Raw genomic sequence first — 17,983 nt, forward strand, 5'->3', positions numbered from 1 at the left:
CCTCAAAGCCCAACGGAGCACGATGAAAAGGCGCACCTGGTCGATCCGGACGCGGATCCTGACCCTGCTCTTCGCACCGCTGGTCCCACTGGTCGGCATGTGGATCTTCAGCGCGGGCGTCACCATGGGTCCCGCGCTGGCGCTGCTCGACGCACAGACCAATGTGGAGTTCGCCGGCGACCCGGCAGCGGCCGTGGTCGAGCAGCTCCAGGTCGAGCGCAAACTCTCCGTGCTCTTCGTGAGCAGCAAGTCCGACGACGGCCGGGAGCTGACGGCGCAGCGCGCCAAGACCGACGAGAAGATCGCCGATTTCCGCCGGCTCAGCGCCGATCCCGAGCTCGCCGGATCGGGCTCCTCCCAGACGATGCAGTATGTCGCTCTCGCCGCGGCCGGGCTCGACTCGCTCGTCGGCGGCCGTGCCGCGATCGACCGCCGTCAGTCCGACCGGCCGACGACGATCGGGCTCTTCACCGGGATCATCGACAAGTTCTTCGGCATCTACGGCTCGATCGCGGGCGTCGACGAGTACCGCCTGGTCCAGCAGGCGGCCACCGTCATCGCGCTGACCGAGTCCCGCGAGCTGCTCAACCGCGAGGACTCCTACATCGGCGGCGTGCTCGCCGCGGGCACGCTCACCGCCGGTGACCAGGCCCGCCTCGTCGAGCAGATCGGCGTGCAGCGCTACGGGTACCTCCGCGCCACCCGCTACCTCGTCGCCGACGACCTGCCGAAATACCGGGCGATCGTCGAGGGGCCGGCCTACCGGAGCCTGCGCGCGATGGAGGACCGGATCATGGGCGCACGTCCCGGCGCTCCGCTGCCGATCGACGCCGTGCAGTGGCGCAGCGACTTCGGCGTCGTCAACCAGCAGCTCCTGGACCTCGAGACGGTCGCCTCCGACCGCACGCTCAACGAGAGCCTGCCCGCCGCGATCGCGATCCTGGTCCGCTTCGTCGGTGCCGCGATCTTCGGTCTGGTGCTGCTGATCCTGCTCATCATCGTGGCGATCCGCAACGCCCGGACGCTGATCCACCGCATCTTCGACCTGCGCAACCAGGCCCTGGAGATGGCGACCACCCACCTGCCCCGCGTCGTGGCCCGGCTGCGCGCCGGCGAGCCGGTCGACGTCGAGGCCGAGACCTCGACGATCGACCACGGCCCCGACGAGCTCGGCCAGCTCGGTGACGCCTTCGCCGAGGTGCAGCGCACCGCCATCGCCTCCGCCGTGCAGGAGGCGTCCCTGCGGACCGGGATCAACCAGGTCTTCCTCAACATCGCCCGCCGCAACCAGGCGCTGCTGCACCGCCAGCTCTCGCTGCTCGACGCGATGGAGCGCAAGGTCACCGACCCGGTCGAGCTCGAGGAGCTCTTCCGCATCGACCACCTCGCCGCCCGGATGCGCCGCCACGCCGAGGACCTCGTCATCCTCGCGGGCGCGCACCCCGGCCGTGGCTGGCGCAATCCCGTCGCCATGGCGGACGTGCTCCGGGCGGCCGTCTCCGAGGTCGAGGAATATACGAAGGTGTCGGTGGTCGGCGTACCGGAGGTGTCGCTCGCGGGGCGCGCGGTCAGCGACGTCGTGCACCTCCTCGCCGAGCTGCTGGAGAACGCGACGGTCTTCTCACCCGGCGACACCAAGGTCAAGCTCTCCGGCCAGCTCGTCCCCAACGGGTTCGCGGTCGAGATCGAGGACCGCGGTGTCGGCATGCCGCACGACCGGATCGAGGAGGCCAACGCGCGGCTGCGCAAGCCGCCGGAGTTCGACCCGGCCAACAGCTCCCGCCTCGGCCTCTTCGTCGTGGCCAAGCTCGCGGAGCGCCACGGCATCACGGTCACGCTGCGCACCTCGCCGTACGGCGGTGTCACGGCGGTCGCGCTGATCCCGCCGGAGGTCGTGGTCAAGCCCGATGCCATCACCGACGGCCGACCCGACGACGGCGAACTGCTCGCCGGCGACACGAGGGAGCTCGCGCTCGTTGCGACGATCGCTCGGCCGAGTGTCATCGACTCCCGGGTCGTCGAGGCTCCGGCCTCGGAGAACGGCCAGCTCAAGCACCGCAACGGCGAGGTGCGCGGCGGTGGCGGGCACCGGACCGAGGCCCGCCAGATCGAGGCGGCCCCCGCGCCGCTCACCTCCGACGGGCTGCCGCTGCGCCAGCGCCAGGCGAGCCTCTCCCCGAAACTGCGCCAGCCGACCGCCGCGCCGGTGGAGGATGCGGCAGCCGCCGTCTCCGACACCGAGCAGATGCGCATCCGCCTCTCCAAGTTGCAGGCCGGCACCAACCAGGGCCGCCGTGATGCCGCTGCGGGCACGGCCGCCGATAACCAGGAGGAACCCTCATGAGCCACGCCACCGGCCCGGACTGGCTGCTGGACGACTTCGTGGAGCGTGTTCCCGCCGCGAGCCAGGCGGTGCTGCTCTCCGTCGACGGACTGCTGCTGGGCGCTTCGCAGGACCTGTCCCAGGCCGACGCCGAGCACCTCTCCGCCGTCGCCGCCGGGTTCGCCAGCCTCTCCCGCAGCGCCGGCCGCCACTTCAAGGGCGGCCCGGTGCGCCAGACGATCGTCGAGATGGACTCGGCCTTCCTCTTCGTCACCGCGGCCGGGCAGGGCGCCGTCCTCGCCGTGCTGAGCTCGGCCGACTCCGACATCGGCATGGTCGCCTACGAGATGGCGATGCTCGTCGAACGCATCGGTCACAACCTCTCCACGCCGCCCCGAGCGGTGCCGAGCGGTGCCGACGCGCGATGACGGAGGCCCACGATTGGCTTGACGCCGAGGCCGGCCCGCTGGTGCGCAACTTCGCGCTCACCGGCGGCCGGACCCGGCCCGGAGCCACGGCCTTCGACCTGCTGACCTACGTGGTCGGCATCGGGGAGGTCGATGAGGAAGTCGCGCTGCGGCTGCACCCGGAGCATCGGGCCATCCTCGCGCGCGCTGAGACCCCGGTCTCCGTCGCCGAACTCGCCTCCCACGTCAACCTGCCGCTTGGCGTGGTCCGCGTGCTCCTGCACGACCTGCTCGAACTGGGCACGATCGAGCGGCACGACCCGCGGCAGGCCACCACATTCCCAGATGACGAGCTGCTCAAGGCGGTGATCCATGGCCTCCGAGCGCGTTGACGTTTCCGGCCAGGCACGGGCGGTTCCGACCGCTCTGAAGATTTTGATCGCGGGTGGATTCGGGGTCGGCAAGACGACCCTCGTCGACGCCGTCAGCGAGATCCTGCCCCTGCAGACCGAGGAGGTGCTCACCTCGGCGAGCGCCGACTCGGATGATCTGTCCGGTGTGGAGTCCAAGACCTCGACCACGGTGGTGATGGACTTCGGCCGGATCACGCTCGCCGACGACCTCGTCATCTACCTCTTCGGCACGCCGGGGCAGGACCGGTTCTGGTTCCTCTGGGACGAGCTGGCCCTCGGCGCGCTCGGTGCCGTGGTGCTCGCCGACACCCGGCGGCTCGCGGACTGCTTCCCCTCCATCGACTATTTCGAGCAGCGCGGGCTGCCCTTCGTGGTGGCGGTCAACTGCTTCCACGGCGAGCAGCCGTTCAGCGTGCCCGCGGTGCGGACGGCACTCGACCTGGACCCGGGGGTGCCGGTCGTGCTCTGCGACGTGCGCGATCACCGGTCCGGCCGGGATGTGCTCGTGACGCTCGTCGAGCACGTCCGAGTCCTGGCCCGCCGACAGCTGACCCCGGCCTAGCCTGACCGCGCTGTTTCCGCGTCGTCGCCGGGAACAGCGCGGTCAGCAGGTCACGGCGCTGTTGATGGGACGGGCGGCGAGCACCTCGCGGGCGTGCGCCCGGCCGTGGCTGTAGGCGAACCAGCCGTCCGGCTCGGCGAGGTCGGCCTGGATCTCGCGCAGTGCGCAGGACCGGTCCGGCTCGGGCAGCTCGTCCAGCGCGTCGACCGCGTCGGCGGAGAGCGAGCTGAGCAGCTCCGGCCGGACATGGCGGTCGATGTCGGTCTGCGCGATCGTGGCGTCGGGGTTGATCAGGGCGAAGCCGAGCACGACGGCGATCGCGGCGCCGTAGATCGCCCGCGGCAGCCACAGGGCACGCATCGTGATGCCCGCGAGCACGATCAACGCGTACGCCAGCCCCACGAACACGATCACCGCCATCGCGGCGAGGCGTGCCCTGGTCAGCCCGTTGGTGTCGAGCTGGTCGAGGATCGTGCCGAACGCCACCCCGACGTGGAGCAGCACCCCGATGCAGAGCGGGCCGAGCACGAGGCGCAGCGTCATCTGCTGCGCCGTGGTGTCGCGGGGTGCGAACGTGGCGACCAGCGCGATCGCGACGGTGGCGACGCCGACCAGCACCACGAGACGCACGATGCCGCCGACGTAGATGACGGCGTGGGCGAGCACCACGAGGTCGAGCAGCGCGACCGGGACCACCCAGAACGGCGTACGCAGACCCCGGTGCACGGTCCACTGCGGGTTGACCCGGGGGCGGGTGGCGAGCACGAACATCCCGCCGATCGTGAGCGTGCCGACGACGAGGGCGATCAGCAGCCGCACCGGGTCGACGGCACCGATCGCCATCGCCGCGACGAGGGCGATCGCGGCGATCCCGGCGGCGATGAGCGACCCCATCTGCACCGCGAACCCGCTGCCCTGCAACGCTCGTCGCCAGGCGGCGGCGATGCCGCGCAGGAACCACGGCCACTGCCGGACCCCGGCGATCCAGGTGGCGACGGAGCCGTGCAGCACTCCGGCGAAGGCGGAGCCACCGGCGAGCGCCATCGAACCGGTGAGCAGGGCGGCGACGAAGCAGACGGCGACGACCCAGCCCGCGTCGCGCTGGCTGCCGATGACGGTGAAGGCGATGCTGACCGTGGCGAGCAGCCACATCCGCAGGTCGCGCAGGCGCTCCATCCGGTCCTCGGTCCGGGGCAGCTGCCACACGCCGACCGTCAGCAGCCCGGCGAAGCAGACGATCTGGGCGATGATCGTGCCGATGCCCGGCTCGCGGCCGATGAGCATGGCCGCGACGATCGAGACGACGATGGCGAGCGTCACGCCGATCGACGGGGCGCGGGGGGCCGGTGCCGGCGGTGCCTCGATGGCGCGGTGGCGTGCGCTGGTCGGGCTGGCTTCGACGGGTACCAACGTCACCGTGATCTCCTCGGTTGCGCCATCAGGGCGAGAGGGATCCTGCCACACAACCAGGTGGCTCCGGGATCGGCGAATGGCCGGTCTGCGGAGCTATTGCCGGCCGATCACGAACGTGTCGGGCATCCGGAAGCTGAGGTTGTCGGGGCACCACGGCGCGCGGAGCACCCGGGCCTGCCGCAGCAGCGGTGCCGTCCCGGCGACCACGACCGCGGCCTCCATTCTGGAGAGTTGGGCGCCGATGCAGCGGTGGGCGCCCGCCCCGAAGGCGAGGTGCTTGCGGGAGCCGCGCTGGCCGGGGACGAGCTCGTCGGGGAAGTCGACGACGTCCCGCCCCGCCTGGGCCAGCCAGAGCACGATCGGCGCCCCGGCCGGGATCGCGACGCCGTCGAGCGCGGTGTCGGCGGCGGCGACCCGGCGCCAGGTCGGGATGGGCGGCACCAGGCGCAGGCCCTCCTCCACCACGTCGTCCACGTCGACGGTGCCCGCGATCAGGCCGTCGAGGATCTCCGGCGAGCCGGTGAGCCGGTGCATCAGCAGGGTCAGGAACTGCGAGGTCGTCTCCTGCCCGGCGACGAGCAGGAAGAACAGGGCCGCGACGACGAGGTCGGGGCTGCCGAGCTCGCGCAGCTCGGCGACCATGCCGATGCCGGTCGCGGCGTGCCGGCGCAGCGCCGCGTGATAGGGGCCGACGATCCCGGCGAGCTCGACCTGGCGGTCGGTGTCGACGGGTGCCCAGAAGAGTTCGAGGGCGGCCCGGGAGAACTCCTTGACGACCCGCACCTCGTGGTCGGGGAGGTCGACGAGGCGGGCGAGCACGAGTAGGGGCAGGTCGGCGGCGAGGTCGGCGTAGAGGTCGACGGGCTCGCCCCGCTCCAGCGCGGCGGTCAGGATCACGACCCGGTCGCGGACGACCTCGGCGAGCCAGTCGCGCTGCTCGGCGACCCGGTCCGGGTGCAGTGCCCGGGCGGTGATCTCGCGGATCGCCGGGTGCGACGGGGTGCCGTTGTTGGCGAGGGTCGGCGGGAGGCGGAAGCCGTGCGCGGTGAGGACCCGCAGCGCCGCCACCGGGATCGGCGTCATCGCGTCGAGGGCGTTGTCGGGCCGGAAGAGCTCCGGATCGGCGAGCACCTGCCGGACCAGCCGATGCGAGCTGACGAGCACGTGAGGGCGGCCCAGATGGTCGGTCTGCACCCCGATCGCCGGGGCGTCCCCGATCTCCTCCCAGGTCCGAAACAGCACGTCGCGAGCCTACCCTGGCTCGGATCCGCGCTCCGCGTTGACATCGGGCGACGCAGTCAGTTAACTGAGCGATCAGTCAGTAAGGTCAGTAGGGAGAGCCACGCCATGCAGCTGCCGGTGGAGCTGGTGCCGCTCAGCGACGAGCAGCGCGGTCTGATCGACCTCTGCCGGGACTTCGGCGAGCGGGAGATCCGCCCGGCGGCCCGCGCCGTCGACGAGGCCGACATCGAGGTGCCCTGGGACCTGTGGCGGGCGGCGGCCACGGTCGGCATCACCGACTTCATGCTCCCGGCGGAGCTGGGCGGCGGCGGTTTCACCGACGTCTTCACCCAGTGCCTCGTCCAGGAGGAGCTCGGCGCCGCCGACGCCGCGATCGGCAACCTGCTCACCGCCAACGGCTTCTTCGCCGACCCGGTGCTCGAGCTCGGCAGCCCCGACCAGCGGGAACGCTGGCTGCGCCCGCTCACCGGCGCCGACCCGCCGATGACCGCGCTCGCCGTGACCGAGCCCGGGGTCGGCTCGGACGCGGCGGCGATCACCACCCGGGCGGTGCGGGTCGACGGCGGATACCGCCTCACCGGGCAGAAGGCGTGGATCTCCAACGGCGGCGTCGCCGAGCAGTACGTCATCTTCGCGACCATCGACCCCGCACTGCGCAGCCGGGGCGTCACCGCGTTCCTGCTGCGCAAGGACGCCGACGGGCTCGGCTTCGGCGAGCCGATGCGCAAGATGGGCCAGCGCGCCATCCGCAACACCGAGATCTTCCTCGACGGCGTCTTCGTCCCCGACTCCGACCGGCTCGGCGACGAGGGGCGCGGATTCCACGGCCTGATGCGTACCTTCGACATCTCGCGCACCGTCCTCGCCGCCTCCGCGACCGGGCTCGCCCGCGCCTGCCTCACCGAGGCGGTCGCCTACGCGAAGCAGCGGGAGCAGTTCGGCAAGCCGATCATCGAGCACCAGGCGGTGGCGTTCCGGCTCGCCGACATGGCCACCCGGATCGAGGCGTCCCGGCTGCTCACCTGGCGCGCGGCGAAGCGGCTCGACGCCGGGCTCCCCGCCGCCACCGAGTCGGCGATGGCGAAGCTCACCGCGAGCGAGACCGCGATGTTCTGCTCCTGGGCCGCCGTGCAGACCCTCGGCGGGTGGGGCTACTCCCGGGAGTTCCTGGTGGAGAAGTGGATGCGCGACGCCAAGCTGGAGGAGATCGAGGAGGGCACCTCGGACATCCAGCGGATCATCATCTCGCGAGGGCTGTCATGAGGCCGATCGGCTCGCTCTTCAACCCGTCGTCCGTCGCGGTGATCGGTGCCTCGCAACGGCCCGGCAGCTGGGGGAACCAGCTCGCCCGCGGTGCGCTGCGGGGCCGACACCGGCGCGAGGTCGTGCTGGTGAACCCGCGTGGCGGGCAGCTCGACGGGCACCAGTTCACCACGGCGCTCGGCGGGGAGGTGGAGCTCGCCGTGGTCGCCGTACCCCCGGATGGTTTTGAATCCGCGGTCGACGCCGCGCTGAGCGCGCACGCGCGGGCGATCGTGGGAGTGACCACCGGGCTCGCGGCGGAGGCCGTGACGCGGGTCGCCGACGCGTGCCGCGCGGCCGGTGCGGTGCTGCTGGGGCCGAACTGCATGGGGGTCGCCGACGCGGACGCGGAGCTGAGCCTGCTCTGGGGCGAGCTGCCCGGCGGAGATGTCACGCTGCTGTCGCAGAGCGGCAACCTCTCGCTGGAGCTCGGTGCGATCGCCCGGCGGGCGGGGCTGGGGTTCCGGCGCTTCGCGTCGCTGGGGGACTGCGCCGATCTCGGCCCCGCCGACCTGCTGGAGCACGTGGGCAGGGCGCCGGTGGTGGCGCTCTACCTGGAGCAGCTCGGCGATGCCCGGGCGCTGCTGCGCGCGGCGGCGGCGCTCGTCGACGAGGGGCGGCACGTGGTGCTGCTCGCGGCGGGGCGATCGACCGTGGGTGCCGCCGCGGCCGCGTCGCACACCGGGGCGCTCGCCTCCGACCACGCGATCCTGCGGTCGGCGGCGCGCGATGCCGGGGTGCAGCTGGTCCGGACGCCGACCGAGCTGATCGAGGCCACCCGCCTGCGCCGGGCCGGAAGCATCGCGCGCCCGGCGCCACGATCGCCGCAACTCTTCAAGAGTTGGTCCCATGAGCCGCGGCCCGTGCTCGGCGTCGTCGCCGACGGCGGCGGGCACGGGGTGATCGCGGCCGACCTCGCCGCCGATCTCGGGCTCGGCGTCGCACCGCCGGTCGACCTGGCCGGAGCGGGGGAGCGGGACCTGCGCAGTTACGCCCGCGCCGTCGCCGCGCTCGCCGCCGAGATCGACATCGTGCTGCTCTCGGGCTACTTCGGCGGCTACTGCGTCGACGAGCCCGCGCTCGCGGAGCAGGAGGCGTCGGTCGCCGACGAGCTCGCCGCGATCGGCAACGTCGTCGTGCACAGCATGGCCGGGAGCACCGCCACCACGCAGCGGCTGGTCGCGGCCGGCGTACCGGTCTGGTCGGCGGTGGAGCACGCGGTCGCGGCCGTGGCGCACCTCGCCGCGACGCGCCGGCCCGTGCCGCCGGCGGGTACGGGCGATGAGGCGGTGCCGGGCGGCGAACCCTACTGGTGGGGGCGGTTCCTGCTGCCCAAGGTCGGTTTCCCGCCCGCGTTGGAGGTGATCAACCGGCAGGCCGCGCTCGCGGCGGCGGAGCTGCTCGGCTACCCGGTCGCCTGCAAACGGCTCGGCGCCGCGCACAAGTCCGACGACGGCGGCGTCGTGCTCGGCATCGGCGACCCGCTGGAGCTCTTCGCGACGGTCCCGGCCGCGCCGACCGGCGTCAGCTATGCGATCGAGACGATGGTCGGCGCCCCCGGCGTCGAGATGATCGTCGGCACCCGCCGCGACCCCTCCTTCGGCCCGGTGGTCCTGGTCGGGCTGGGTGGGATCCGGGCCGAACTACTCGCCGACGCCGCCGTAGCACTGGCCCCGGTGGACCACACCGCCGCCCTCGCGATGATCGACTCACTGCGCGGGGCCCCACTGCTGCGGGGCCACCGCGGTTCGCCACCGCTCGCCGTCGACGCGCTCGCCGACGCCATCGTCGCCGTCTCCGAGCTGCTCATCCGCTGCCCCGGTCTGGATTCGCTGGAACTCAACCCGGTCCTGGTCACCGAGCAGGCCGCCATCGCCCTCGACTGCGCAGCCGAAGCAGCTCCAGCGGCTCCCGCGACCGAATCCGGCCGAGCGACCGCGACCGAATCCGGCCGAGCGACCGCGACCGGAACCGGCCGAGCGACCGGGACCGGCCGAGCGGCCGCGACCGGGACCGGTCGAGCCGGCGTGGGTCTGGACCCCTGGGAGGCGCCCCGATGACTCTCCGCACCGGCGGCGAGGTGCTCGTCCGCAGCCTGGTCCGGCACGGCGTGACCACGATCTTCGGCATCCCGGGCAGCCACAACCTGGAGATCTACCGCCACCTCGCCGCGCACGGCATCCAGCACATCACCCCCCGCCACGAGCAGGGCGCCGGCTACGCCGCCGACGGCTATGCCCGAACCTCCGGCCGACCCGGCATCGCCCTGGTCACCAGCGGCCCGGCCGCCCTCAACGCCGCCGCAGCCCTCGGGCAGTCCTATTCGGACTCCATCCCCACCCTGCTCATCGCCCCCGGCATGCCCCGCAACCACGCCCACCACGGCCTTCTGCACGAGACCCGCGACCAGCGCGCCGTCTTCGCGGGCATCGTCGGCGAGCTCGCCTACCGGGTCCACCACCACGGCGAACTCACCGAGGTGATCGCCGAGATCTTCGCCGGCTTCACCTCCGGCCGCCCCCGCCCCGCCTACCTGGAGATCCCCCTGGACCTCCTGTCGCTGGCGGCGGATACCAGGATCGTCGATCCGCTGCGGGTCAGCAGGCCCCAACCCGACCCCGGCCAGGTGGTCGAGGCCGCCCGCCTCCTGGCTCGGGCGCAGCGCCCCGGCCTCCTGGTGGGCGGCGGCGCCAAAGAGGCGTTCCACGAGGTCAAAACCCTGGCGGAACACCTCCGGGCAGGCGTGCTCACCACCACCAACGGCAAGGGGATCCTGTCCGAGGAGCACCCCCTCTCGCTGGGGGCGGCCCTGCACCTCCCCGCAGCCACCGACTGGTTGTCGACCCGCGACGTGCTGCTGATAGCCGGCTCGGAGCTGGCCCCCACGGACTTCTGGAACGGCCCGCCAACCTGGCCGCCGACCGTGATCCGCATCGACATCGACCCCGCGCAGCTCCTGGTCAACGCGCGCCCGACACTGGCCGTCTGCGCGGATGCACGACCCGCGCTGGCGGGGGTGCGGCAACTTCTGCAAGCATCCAGCGAGGCGCCGCTTGCACACGTCGGCTCACCCCCGCCTGGAGCGCAGCACCGCGAAGAGCTCAAACGGCAGCGACAGGAGGAAGGAGCACGCTGGCTCCCCTGGCTCGACGCGCTGGCGAAGGCGACACCGAGGAACACCATCGTCACCGCGGACAACGCCATGGCCGGCTACTACGGCGCCCTGGGCAACCTGCCCAGCCACGAACCCGGCAGCTTCGCCTTCCCCACCGGCTTCGGCACCCTCGGCTACGCCCTGCCCGCCGCCATCGGCGCCAAGGCCGCGCAGCCCGACCGCCCGGTGGTCGCGCTCAGCGGCGACGGCGGCCTCATGTTCAGCTGCCAGGAGATCGCGACCGCGGCGAGCGCCGGCCTGTCACTGCCCGTCGTGGTCTTCGTCAACGGGGGGTACGGGGAGATCCGCGCCGAGATGGCGGAGGCCGGGATCGGGCCGATCGCCGTCGACCTGCCCGTACCGGACTTCGCCGCCCTCGCCGTGGCCCTCGGCGGCCGTGGCGTCGACATCGCGACCCCCGACGAACTCGGGCCCGCGATCGCCGGGGCGCTCGCCCACCCCGGTCCGACCCTGCTGATGGTGGTGGAGTGATGGCGTCCTACCTGGAGGTCACCTGGACCGACGAGCCCACCGGCTGCCGCGGCTATCTGGTGATCGACCGGCTGCGTCAGGGCGCCTCCAGCGGCGGCCTGCGGATGCGGGAGGGCTGCACGCTCGACGAGGTACGCGACCTCGCCCGCGGCATGACCCTCAAGGAGGCGGCCGTCCGGGTGCCGGGGGACCGTTACCAGCCCTTCGGCGGGGGCAAGGGCGGCATCGACTGCTCGCCGCACCACCCCGACGCGAGGGGCGTGCTGAAGCGCTATGTGGCCGCGATGAAGCCGCTGCTGGAGACGGTCTGGTCGACGGGGGAGGACCTCGGCGTACGCCAGGATGTGCTCGACGAGATCGCCGCCGAGCTGGGCCTGCGGTCGACGATCGAGGCGGCGCTGCGGTTGCTGCCGGACCCCGAGGCGTCGTTGGCCCAGGTCAAGGCGGGTTTCGCGGTCGACGTCGACGGGGTGAGCCTCGCGGACCTCGTCGGCGGTTACGGCGTCGCCATCGCCGCGCTGACCGGCGCCGCCCGTGTCTTCCCCGGCCGGGACGACCTGCGCGCGGTGATCCAGGGCTTCGGCTCGATGGGTGGCGCCACCGCTCGCTACCTGGCCCGATCCGGGGTCAGCGTGGTCGGGATCGCCGACGCGGACGGGCTCGTCGTCAACCCGCACGGGCTGGACGTGGAGAAGCTGCTGCGTACCCGCGACGCCTTCGGCCGCCTGGACCGCTCGATGCTGGCCGGTGGCGACCGGGTGCTGCCGCGCGAGGCGTGGCTCGAGGTCGATGCGGAGCTGCTCGTCCCGGCGGCGGTCTCCTACGCGTTGACGGCGGCGAACGCCGACCGGGTCCGGGCGCGACTGGTGGTCGAGGCGGCGAACGTGGCGACGACACCGGACGCCGAGGCCGCCCTGCATGCCCGGGGTGTCGTGGTGGTCCCGGACTTCGTCGCCAACGTCGCGACGAACGCCTGGTGGTGGTGGACGCTCTTCGGCGACATCGAGCCGACGGCACCGGCTGCCTTCACCAAGATCTCCCAGGTCATCAGCACCCTCACCGCTGAGGTCCTGTCGACCGCCGCCACCACCGGCACCACCCCCCGAGCAGCCGCCACCCGAATAGCCGCCACCCGCCTGTCCTGACCCATGATCATTACGTTTTGCAGCAAAGCGTGGCCATTTCGCTCCGCGAGGCCACGCTTTGCTGCAAAACGTAACGATCATGGCCACGCGGCGCCCGACGCCGCGGAGCCCGACGCTGCGGGCCGCAAGATCGGCGCAACTCTTGAAGAGTTGGTCCGAAAGGGGCCTCGACGTGCCTAGGCTGAGCGCATGGAGCGGCCGATCGGGCGGCAATCGCCATACGTGATCGGGCTGCTCGGCGGGCTGGGACTGCTCACCGCCTACCTCGCCTTCCTCGCCCTGCGCAACGCCGCCTCGATCCTGGTGCTCGTCTTCGTCGCCGCGTTCCTCGCCGTCGGGCTCAACCCCGCCGTGCAGTGGCTCCAGGGCCGCGGCATGCAGCGCTGGCTCGCGGTGACCGTGATCGGCATCGCCGGCGTGATCATCATCGGCGCGGGCCTGGTCGCGGTCGTGCCGCCGCTGATCTCCGAGAGCACCTCCCTGATCAACAACCTCCCCGGCTACATCGACAAGCTCGCCCACCACGAGACCGCCCGACGGCTGGACGAGCAGTACCACCTGCTGGAACGCGCCAAATCCGTGGCGACCCCCGAGAACGGCGGCAAGCTGCTCGGCGGCCTCTTCGGCGGCCTCAGCCTGATCTTCTCCTCGCTCTTCGGGCTGCTCACCGTCGCGCTGCTCACGGTCTGCTTCCTCGCCTCCTTCGAACGCCTGGAGCGCGGCTGCTACCGCCTCGTCCCCGCGTCGAAGCGGCTACGGGTCAAGCAGCTCGGCGACCAGATCCTGACGAAGGTCGGCTGGTACATGCTGGGTTCGCTGGTGATCGCCGCCCTCGCCGGGCTGCTCTCGCTGGTCTTCATGGTGATCGTCGGGATCCCCTATCCCTTCGCGCTCGCCATGGTGGTGGCGATCCTGGATCTCGTACCGATGATCGGCGCGACACTCGCCGCGGTGCTGGTGAGCGTGGTGGGCTTTACCGTCTCGATCCCGGTCGGGATCGCGACGATCATCTTCTTCGTCGTCTACCAGCAGATCGAGAACTGGGTGATCACGCCACCGGTGATGAGCCGGGCCGTGCGGATCACCAACCTCTCGGCGATCGTCAGCGCCCTGGTCGGGGTGGCGCTGCTCGGCGTGGTCGGCGCGCTGATCGCCATCCCGCTCTGGGCGGCGATCCAGCTCGTGGCCCGCGAGGTGCTCCTGCCCCACCAGGACCGCGTCTGACCAGGCCGCCGATCCCAGCCGCCGCCGATCCCAGCCGCGGCTCCGATCGCGGCCGCCTCGCCGCCCAAGATCGCCGCAACTCTTGAAGAGTTGGTCCGATGGCTGAAGAGTTGGTCCGCTGGCGCGGAGCCGACAGGGCGGGCCGTCGCGGTGGGCGGCGTGCGCTTAACACCAACTCTTCAAGAGTTGCGGCGATCTTGGGGCGCGACCAGGCACGGTCAGGCGCGACCGGACACGACCAGTCGCGACCGCGGACTGAAGAGCGACGGTGTCAGCCGGAGACCGTGAGGGAGCCGGCATGCGGGATGAGCAGGGATGGAGTGCCGGTGCCGTCGGCCGGGACCGACCACACCCCGCCGCCCCGGGCGTAGGCGACAGCGGTGTTGGAGAGCCAGAGGGCCTGGTCGTCGACGCTCGCGGTCTCGGCGAGCGCCGTCTCCCGCATCGTCGCGAGCTCCAGGACGTGCAGCCGCCACGTCGTCGGCGAGCTGCGCTTCTTGAAGGCGAGCCGGGTCCCGTCCGGCGAGAGTGACGGGCACTCCACGTCGGCCCGCAGTACCCGGGCCTCCCACCGCGCGTAATCGCCCTGGACGAGATAGGTACGCCCGCGGGTGGCGACGGTCGCGTAGAAGAGGTTGTCGTCGGCGCCGAAGGTGACGCCCCAGTAGTTGACATCCGCCGCGTGATAGCGCTTCCCGTCCAGGTAGAGCTGGATGTTCTCCATGTTGATGATCGGGTACCCGGTGCGGGTGTCCAGGATCCCGGTCCAGGTGGAGAAGCCGCCGACGTTGTAGGAGTCGCCGGTCACGAAGACCGTCCAGCTCACCATCCGGCCGCTCGCCGACACCCGGGCCCGGCTCGGGATGCCCGCGAGCTGGATCCGCCGGGTCTCGTGCAGATCATGGTCGAGGATGAGGGCGCTCGTCGCGGGCAGGCCCGACCGCACCTCGCTGATCAGGCAGACCGCTGTGCCGGCGGCGGCGTGAAAGCGCTGGCAGGAGGTGTCGCTGACCTGTCGCGGCCCGCCCGGATCGGTCGCCGCGACCGAGGCGACCCGGCCGGACTCGTCGCGGAACAGCAGCCGTCCCGGGCGGGCGGTGTCGAGCGCGGTGCCGGGCCCGGCCGGGTCGGCGGCGGCGGCGAGCACGGAGTAGGCGATCGCGATCGCGGCGAGGGTCACGGTCGCGGTGGCGAGGATCAGGGCACGTTTCATCGGGTGGTTCTCCAAGCGGTGAGCAGGGCGAGGACGAGGCCGCCGGCCATCGTGAGCAGTCCGGTCCGCGCGTCCCAGGCGGTCCAGAGCGCGCCGAAGGCGATGGACGAGCAGAGCCGGGCCGCCGCCTGCGCCGTCTGGAGCACGGCCATTCCGCTGGTACGCACACCGCCCGCCAGCATCGCCCCCGCCACGGACATGAGAACCCCGTCCGTGGCGGCGTAGAAACCGCCGTGCAGCACGAGGACGGCGACGAGGACGAGGGCGCCGGTGGGCGTACCCATCAGCAGGAGATAGGCGCCGAGCAGCGCGACGTGGCCGCCGAGGAAGACCACGACGCGACCTCGCCGATCGGCCAGGCGGCCGAGCGGGACGGCGAGCAGGAGGTAGGCGGCGGCCGTGCCGAGCGGCAGCAGCGGGAAGAGATGGGGAGCGATGTCGAGCCGCTTCTGCAGCAGCAGGTAGACGAAGAAGTCGCTGACCGTGACCAGCCCCAGCAGCGCGGCGGCACCGCAGAGCCGCCGGAACGCCCGATCCCGCAGGACCGACACGAGCGCGAGCGGCTCGGCGGCCACCGATTCGCGCCGATCGCGGACATAGAGCACGAGCAGCACCACGCCGAGCGCCGCGACGCAGAAGCTGACGAGGAAGACCGCGTCGTAGGCCCCGCCGGTCGCCGCGAGCACGCCGAACGCGGCGAGCGGCCCGAGCAGCGCGCCGAGGGTGTCCATGGTCCGGTGCACCCCGAACGCCTGCCCGAGCCGCTCCGGCGGAGTCGAGAGCGAGATGAGGGCGTCCCGGGGCGCCGTGCGCAAACCCTTGCCGGTGCGGTCGGCGGCGATCACCGCACCGAGCGCGCCGACCGAGGCACCTGCGGCGAGCAGGCCGAGCTTGGCGAATGCGGAGAGGGCGTAACCGGCGGCGGCGACGAGCTTGCGCCGCTGCCGCCGGTCGGCGACGTGGCCGCCGGCGAGCCGGACCAGCGTGGTGACCCCGGCATAGATGCCGTCGAGCACGCCGAGCTGCAGCGGATTGAGGCCGAGGACGAGGACCAGGTAGAGCGGCAGGACCGCCGTCACCATCTCCGAGGAGACATCGGTGACGAGGCTGACCAGGCCGAGCGCGAGGACGTTCGCCGGGACGGAGCGCAGCAGCGCCCGCCCCGGCAACCGGTGGGTGGAGACATACATCAGTGGCAGGTGTATGTCGGGCTGGTGTCCTTGACCGCGCTGTCGGTCCCGATCAGCTGCCAGCCGAACGTGGTGTTCGTGAAGGTCAGCTTGACCACGCCGTAGACGCCGGTGAGGCGCTTGAGGCTGTTGGGCTGCGGGTTGACGATCTCGTAGGGCGGCGCGCCGCCCATGCCGCCGAGCAGCTCCACCATGCCCGCCGGGTCGGCCGCCGCGGTGGGATTCTGCGGCCCGAAGCGCTCGTAGTGGTGGTCGTGTCCATTGAGGATCAGATCCGCGTGCGCGTCGTAGAGGATCTGCCAGACCGGCTTGCTGACCGGGTCGTTGCCGTGCTCCCCGGAGCTGAAGAGCGGGTGGTGCCAGTAGGCCGCGATGCAGCCCTTGGCGGTGGCGGCGAGGTCGCTGCGCAGCCAGGTGATCTGTGCCGCCTGGTCGAAGGTGTTGGAGTCGAGCACGATGAAGTGCCAGTTGCCCTGGTCGTAGCTGTAGTAGCTCTTGCCCTGCGGATAGGCGATCGCACCGAAGTAGGACCTGTAGCCCACCATCGACCCCGCCGGGTCGTAGGTCTCGTGGTTGCCCGGGGCCGGGTGCGTCTTCGCCTTGAAGGCACCCCAGCTCTTGTCGTAGTAGTTCTGGAAATCGGAGAGCCGGGCGTCGTCGTACTGGTTGTCGCCCATCGTGATCACGAACGCCGGGTTCATCGCGGTCACCAGCGCGGCGGTCTTCGGGTGCTGGCAGGAGCTGGAGCTCGCGGTGCACTGGTCGGCGATGTCACCGGCGGCGGCGACGACGAAGGTGCCGTTGCCGCTGCTGCTCGGTGATGGTGACGGCGTTCCTGCTCCGCCCAGGGTGAGCTTGTCGACGTTGGGGCCGCCGTTGGCGGTGGTGGCGGTGGCCCGGATCGTGTTGGCGCCCGCCGTCAACGTGGCGGTGATCGTCACATCGGCCCAGGTGTCCCAGGTGGCGGTGCTGGTGAAGGCGAGCCCGGTCGCGACCGCCGAGCCGTTGACCGTGATCGTCATCGGGCGCCCGACGGTGGTTCCGTTGGAGTAGCGCAGGGTGATCGAGCGCGGGCCCGCCGCCGAAGCGGTGACGCTCCACTCCACGTAGCCGCCGACCACGTTGGTGTAGTCGACGAAACCGGTCCCCGTGTAGCCGGTGTGGTTGGTGACGACGGCCGCCTGCGACAGCGTCGCGTTCTCGGCCTGGAACTCCGTGCCGCCCGGGTCCGGCGGCACGCTGCCCGGCCCGTAGACCTCCAGCTCCCAGAGCGAGTAGCCGTAGGCGGTGCCCCGGGCGGTGCCGTAGACGCGCAGATAGCGGCCGGTCGCGGTGAGGCCGGTGTGGTCGTCGGTGCCGCCGTTCTCGCCGGTCACGGTCTTCACCGTGGTCCAGCCGGTCCCGTCCGTCGAGGTTTCCAGTCGGTACGCCGACCCGTACGCCTCCTCCCAGACCAGCTTCACCCGGTTGACGGCGACGACGGCGCCGAGATCGACCCGGATCCACTGTGGATCGGATCCTTCGGCGCTGGCCCAGCGGGTCGTGCCGCTCCCGTCCACGGCCCGGTCCGGGCCGAAGGTGCTGATCTCGCTGGACGAGGCGGTGGCGGGCCTGCCGCGGGAGAGGAGCACGTCGGCGGCGTCGGCCCGCTCGACGATGACGATCAGGGCCCCGGCCAGCAGCAGGGTGCTGGCAGCGGCGAGAGTGGGCAGTTTTCTCTTCCAGTACACGGTGTCTCCTTGGGGCATGGGGAGTTACACCGGCCGGGGCAGTTGTTCACTGAGCACGTCACGTCCGCCGAGGGGTCGACGGAGCCGCGCCAAGCCGCTTGGCAAGAAGGGTCCAATCTCCGACGGTCGATGTCAAGAGATTAGGAAGACTGTTTTACTTTTGTTGGTGGACC

14 protein-coding genes are annotated in these 17,983 nt (G+C 71.8%); 9 read left to right on the plus strand and 5 right to left on the minus strand.

Features of this window, described 5'->3' with window-relative positions:
* Nucleotides 1–22 precede the first annotated feature (22 nt).
* From F4553_RS29235 to F4553_RS29250, 4 genes are read left to right on the plus strand one after another with little or no spacing between them, the layout of a single operon-like run.
* Nucleotides 23–2,344 carry a sensor histidine kinase gene (locus F4553_RS29235; protein WP_184842251.1) on the plus strand — a complete coding sequence of 774 codons (2,322 nt, stop codon included), beginning with the start codon at nt 23–25 and terminating at the stop codon, nt 2,342–2,344.
* Complete coding sequence (locus F4553_RS29240) at nt 2,341–2,751, plus strand: roadblock/LC7 domain-containing protein (protein ID WP_184842253.1); 411 nt, start codon at nt 2,341–2,343, stop codon at nt 2,749–2,751. The genes F4553_RS29235 and F4553_RS29240 overlap by 4 nt, the downstream gene beginning before the upstream one ends.
* Nucleotides 2,748–3,122 carry a DUF742 domain-containing protein gene (locus F4553_RS29245; RefSeq protein ID WP_184842256.1) on the plus strand — a complete coding sequence of 125 codons (375 nt, stop codon included), beginning with the start codon at nt 2,748–2,750 and terminating at the stop codon, nt 3,120–3,122. The genes F4553_RS29240 and F4553_RS29245 overlap by 4 nt, the downstream gene beginning before the upstream one ends.
* Complete coding sequence (locus tag F4553_RS29250; RefSeq protein WP_184842259.1) at nt 3,103–3,705, plus strand: GTP-binding protein; 603 nt, start codon at nt 3,103–3,105, stop codon at nt 3,703–3,705. The genes F4553_RS29245 and F4553_RS29250 overlap by 20 nt, the downstream gene beginning before the upstream one ends.
* A gap of 42 nt (nt 3,706–3,747) precedes the next feature.
* Here F4553_RS29250 and F4553_RS29255 read toward each other — a convergent pair whose 3' ends face one another.
* Nucleotides 3,748–5,121 (minus strand): DUF4153 domain-containing protein, encoded by a 1,374-nt coding sequence (locus F4553_RS29255; protein WP_184842262.1) that lies wholly within the window; start codon nt 5,119–5,121, stop codon nt 3,748–3,750.
* A 90-nt stretch (nt 5,122–5,211) separates the two neighbouring features.
* A complete protein-coding gene (locus tag F4553_RS29260) occupies nt 5,212–6,360 on the minus strand; it encodes a cytochrome P450 (protein ID WP_376776307.1) in 1,149 nt (382 codons plus the stop codon).
* 105 nt (nt 6,361–6,465) lie between these two features.
* Here F4553_RS29260 and F4553_RS29265 point away from each other — a divergent pair, with 105 nt between their 5' ends.
* The 5 genes from F4553_RS29265 to F4553_RS29285 all read left to right on the plus strand — a co-directional run bounded on the left by F4553_RS29265 (nt 6,466) and on the right by F4553_RS29285 (nt 13,677).
* On the plus strand, nt 6,466–7,623 hold the full coding sequence (locus F4553_RS29265; protein ID WP_184842265.1) for an acyl-CoA dehydrogenase family protein: 1,158 nt from the start codon (nt 6,466–6,468) through the stop codon (nt 7,621–7,623).
* Nucleotides 7,620–9,722: an acetate--CoA ligase family protein gene (locus tag F4553_RS29270; protein ID WP_184842268.1), complete on the plus strand. Its 2,103-nt coding sequence runs from the start codon at nt 7,620–7,622 to the stop codon at nt 9,720–9,722. Before F4553_RS29265 ends, F4553_RS29270 begins: the two co-directional genes overlap by 4 nt.
* Nucleotides 9,719–11,308, plus strand: a complete 1,590-nt coding sequence (locus tag F4553_RS29275; RefSeq protein WP_184842271.1) for a thiamine pyrophosphate-binding protein — start codon at nt 9,719–9,721, stop codon at nt 11,306–11,308. Before F4553_RS29270 ends, F4553_RS29275 begins: the two co-directional genes overlap by 4 nt.
* A complete protein-coding gene (locus F4553_RS29280; protein WP_184842274.1) occupies nt 11,308–12,453 on the plus strand; it encodes a Glu/Leu/Phe/Val dehydrogenase dimerization domain-containing protein in 1,146 nt (381 codons plus the stop codon). The genes F4553_RS29275 and F4553_RS29280 overlap by 1 nt, the downstream gene beginning before the upstream one ends.
* A gap of 189 nt (nt 12,454–12,642) precedes the next feature.
* A complete protein-coding gene (locus tag F4553_RS29285) occupies nt 12,643–13,677 on the plus strand; it encodes an AI-2E family transporter (protein ID WP_184842277.1) in 1,035 nt (344 codons plus the stop codon).
* Nucleotides 13,678–13,948: 271 nt separating this feature from the next.
* Here F4553_RS29285 and F4553_RS29290 read toward each other — a convergent pair whose 3' ends face one another.
* Genes F4553_RS29290 through F4553_RS29300 form a run of 3 tightly spaced genes read right to left on the minus strand, consistent with a single transcriptional unit; the run spans nt 13,949 to nt 17,810 of the window.
* The gene (locus tag F4553_RS29290; RefSeq protein ID WP_184842280.1) at nt 13,949–14,890 is read right to left on the minus strand and encodes a hypothetical protein; all 942 of its coding nucleotides are present in this window, start codon (nt 14,888–14,890) and stop codon (nt 13,949–13,951) included.
* Complete coding sequence (locus F4553_RS29295; RefSeq protein WP_184842283.1) at nt 14,887–16,080, minus strand: MFS transporter; 1,194 nt, start codon at nt 16,078–16,080, stop codon at nt 14,887–14,889. The genes F4553_RS29290 and F4553_RS29295 overlap by 4 nt, the downstream gene beginning before the upstream one ends.
* On the minus strand, nt 16,080–17,810 hold the full coding sequence (locus F4553_RS29300; protein WP_312875429.1) for a discoidin domain-containing protein: 1,731 nt from the start codon (nt 17,808–17,810) through the stop codon (nt 16,080–16,082). The genes F4553_RS29295 and F4553_RS29300 overlap by 1 nt, the downstream gene beginning before the upstream one ends.
* Between the last annotated feature and the right edge of the window lie 173 nt (nt 17,811–17,983).

The sequence above is a fragment of the Allocatelliglobosispora scoriae genome (assembly GCF_014204945.1).
GTDB classification, from domain to species: domain Bacteria; phylum Actinomycetota; class Actinomycetes; order Mycobacteriales; family Micromonosporaceae; genus Allocatelliglobosispora; species Allocatelliglobosispora scoriae.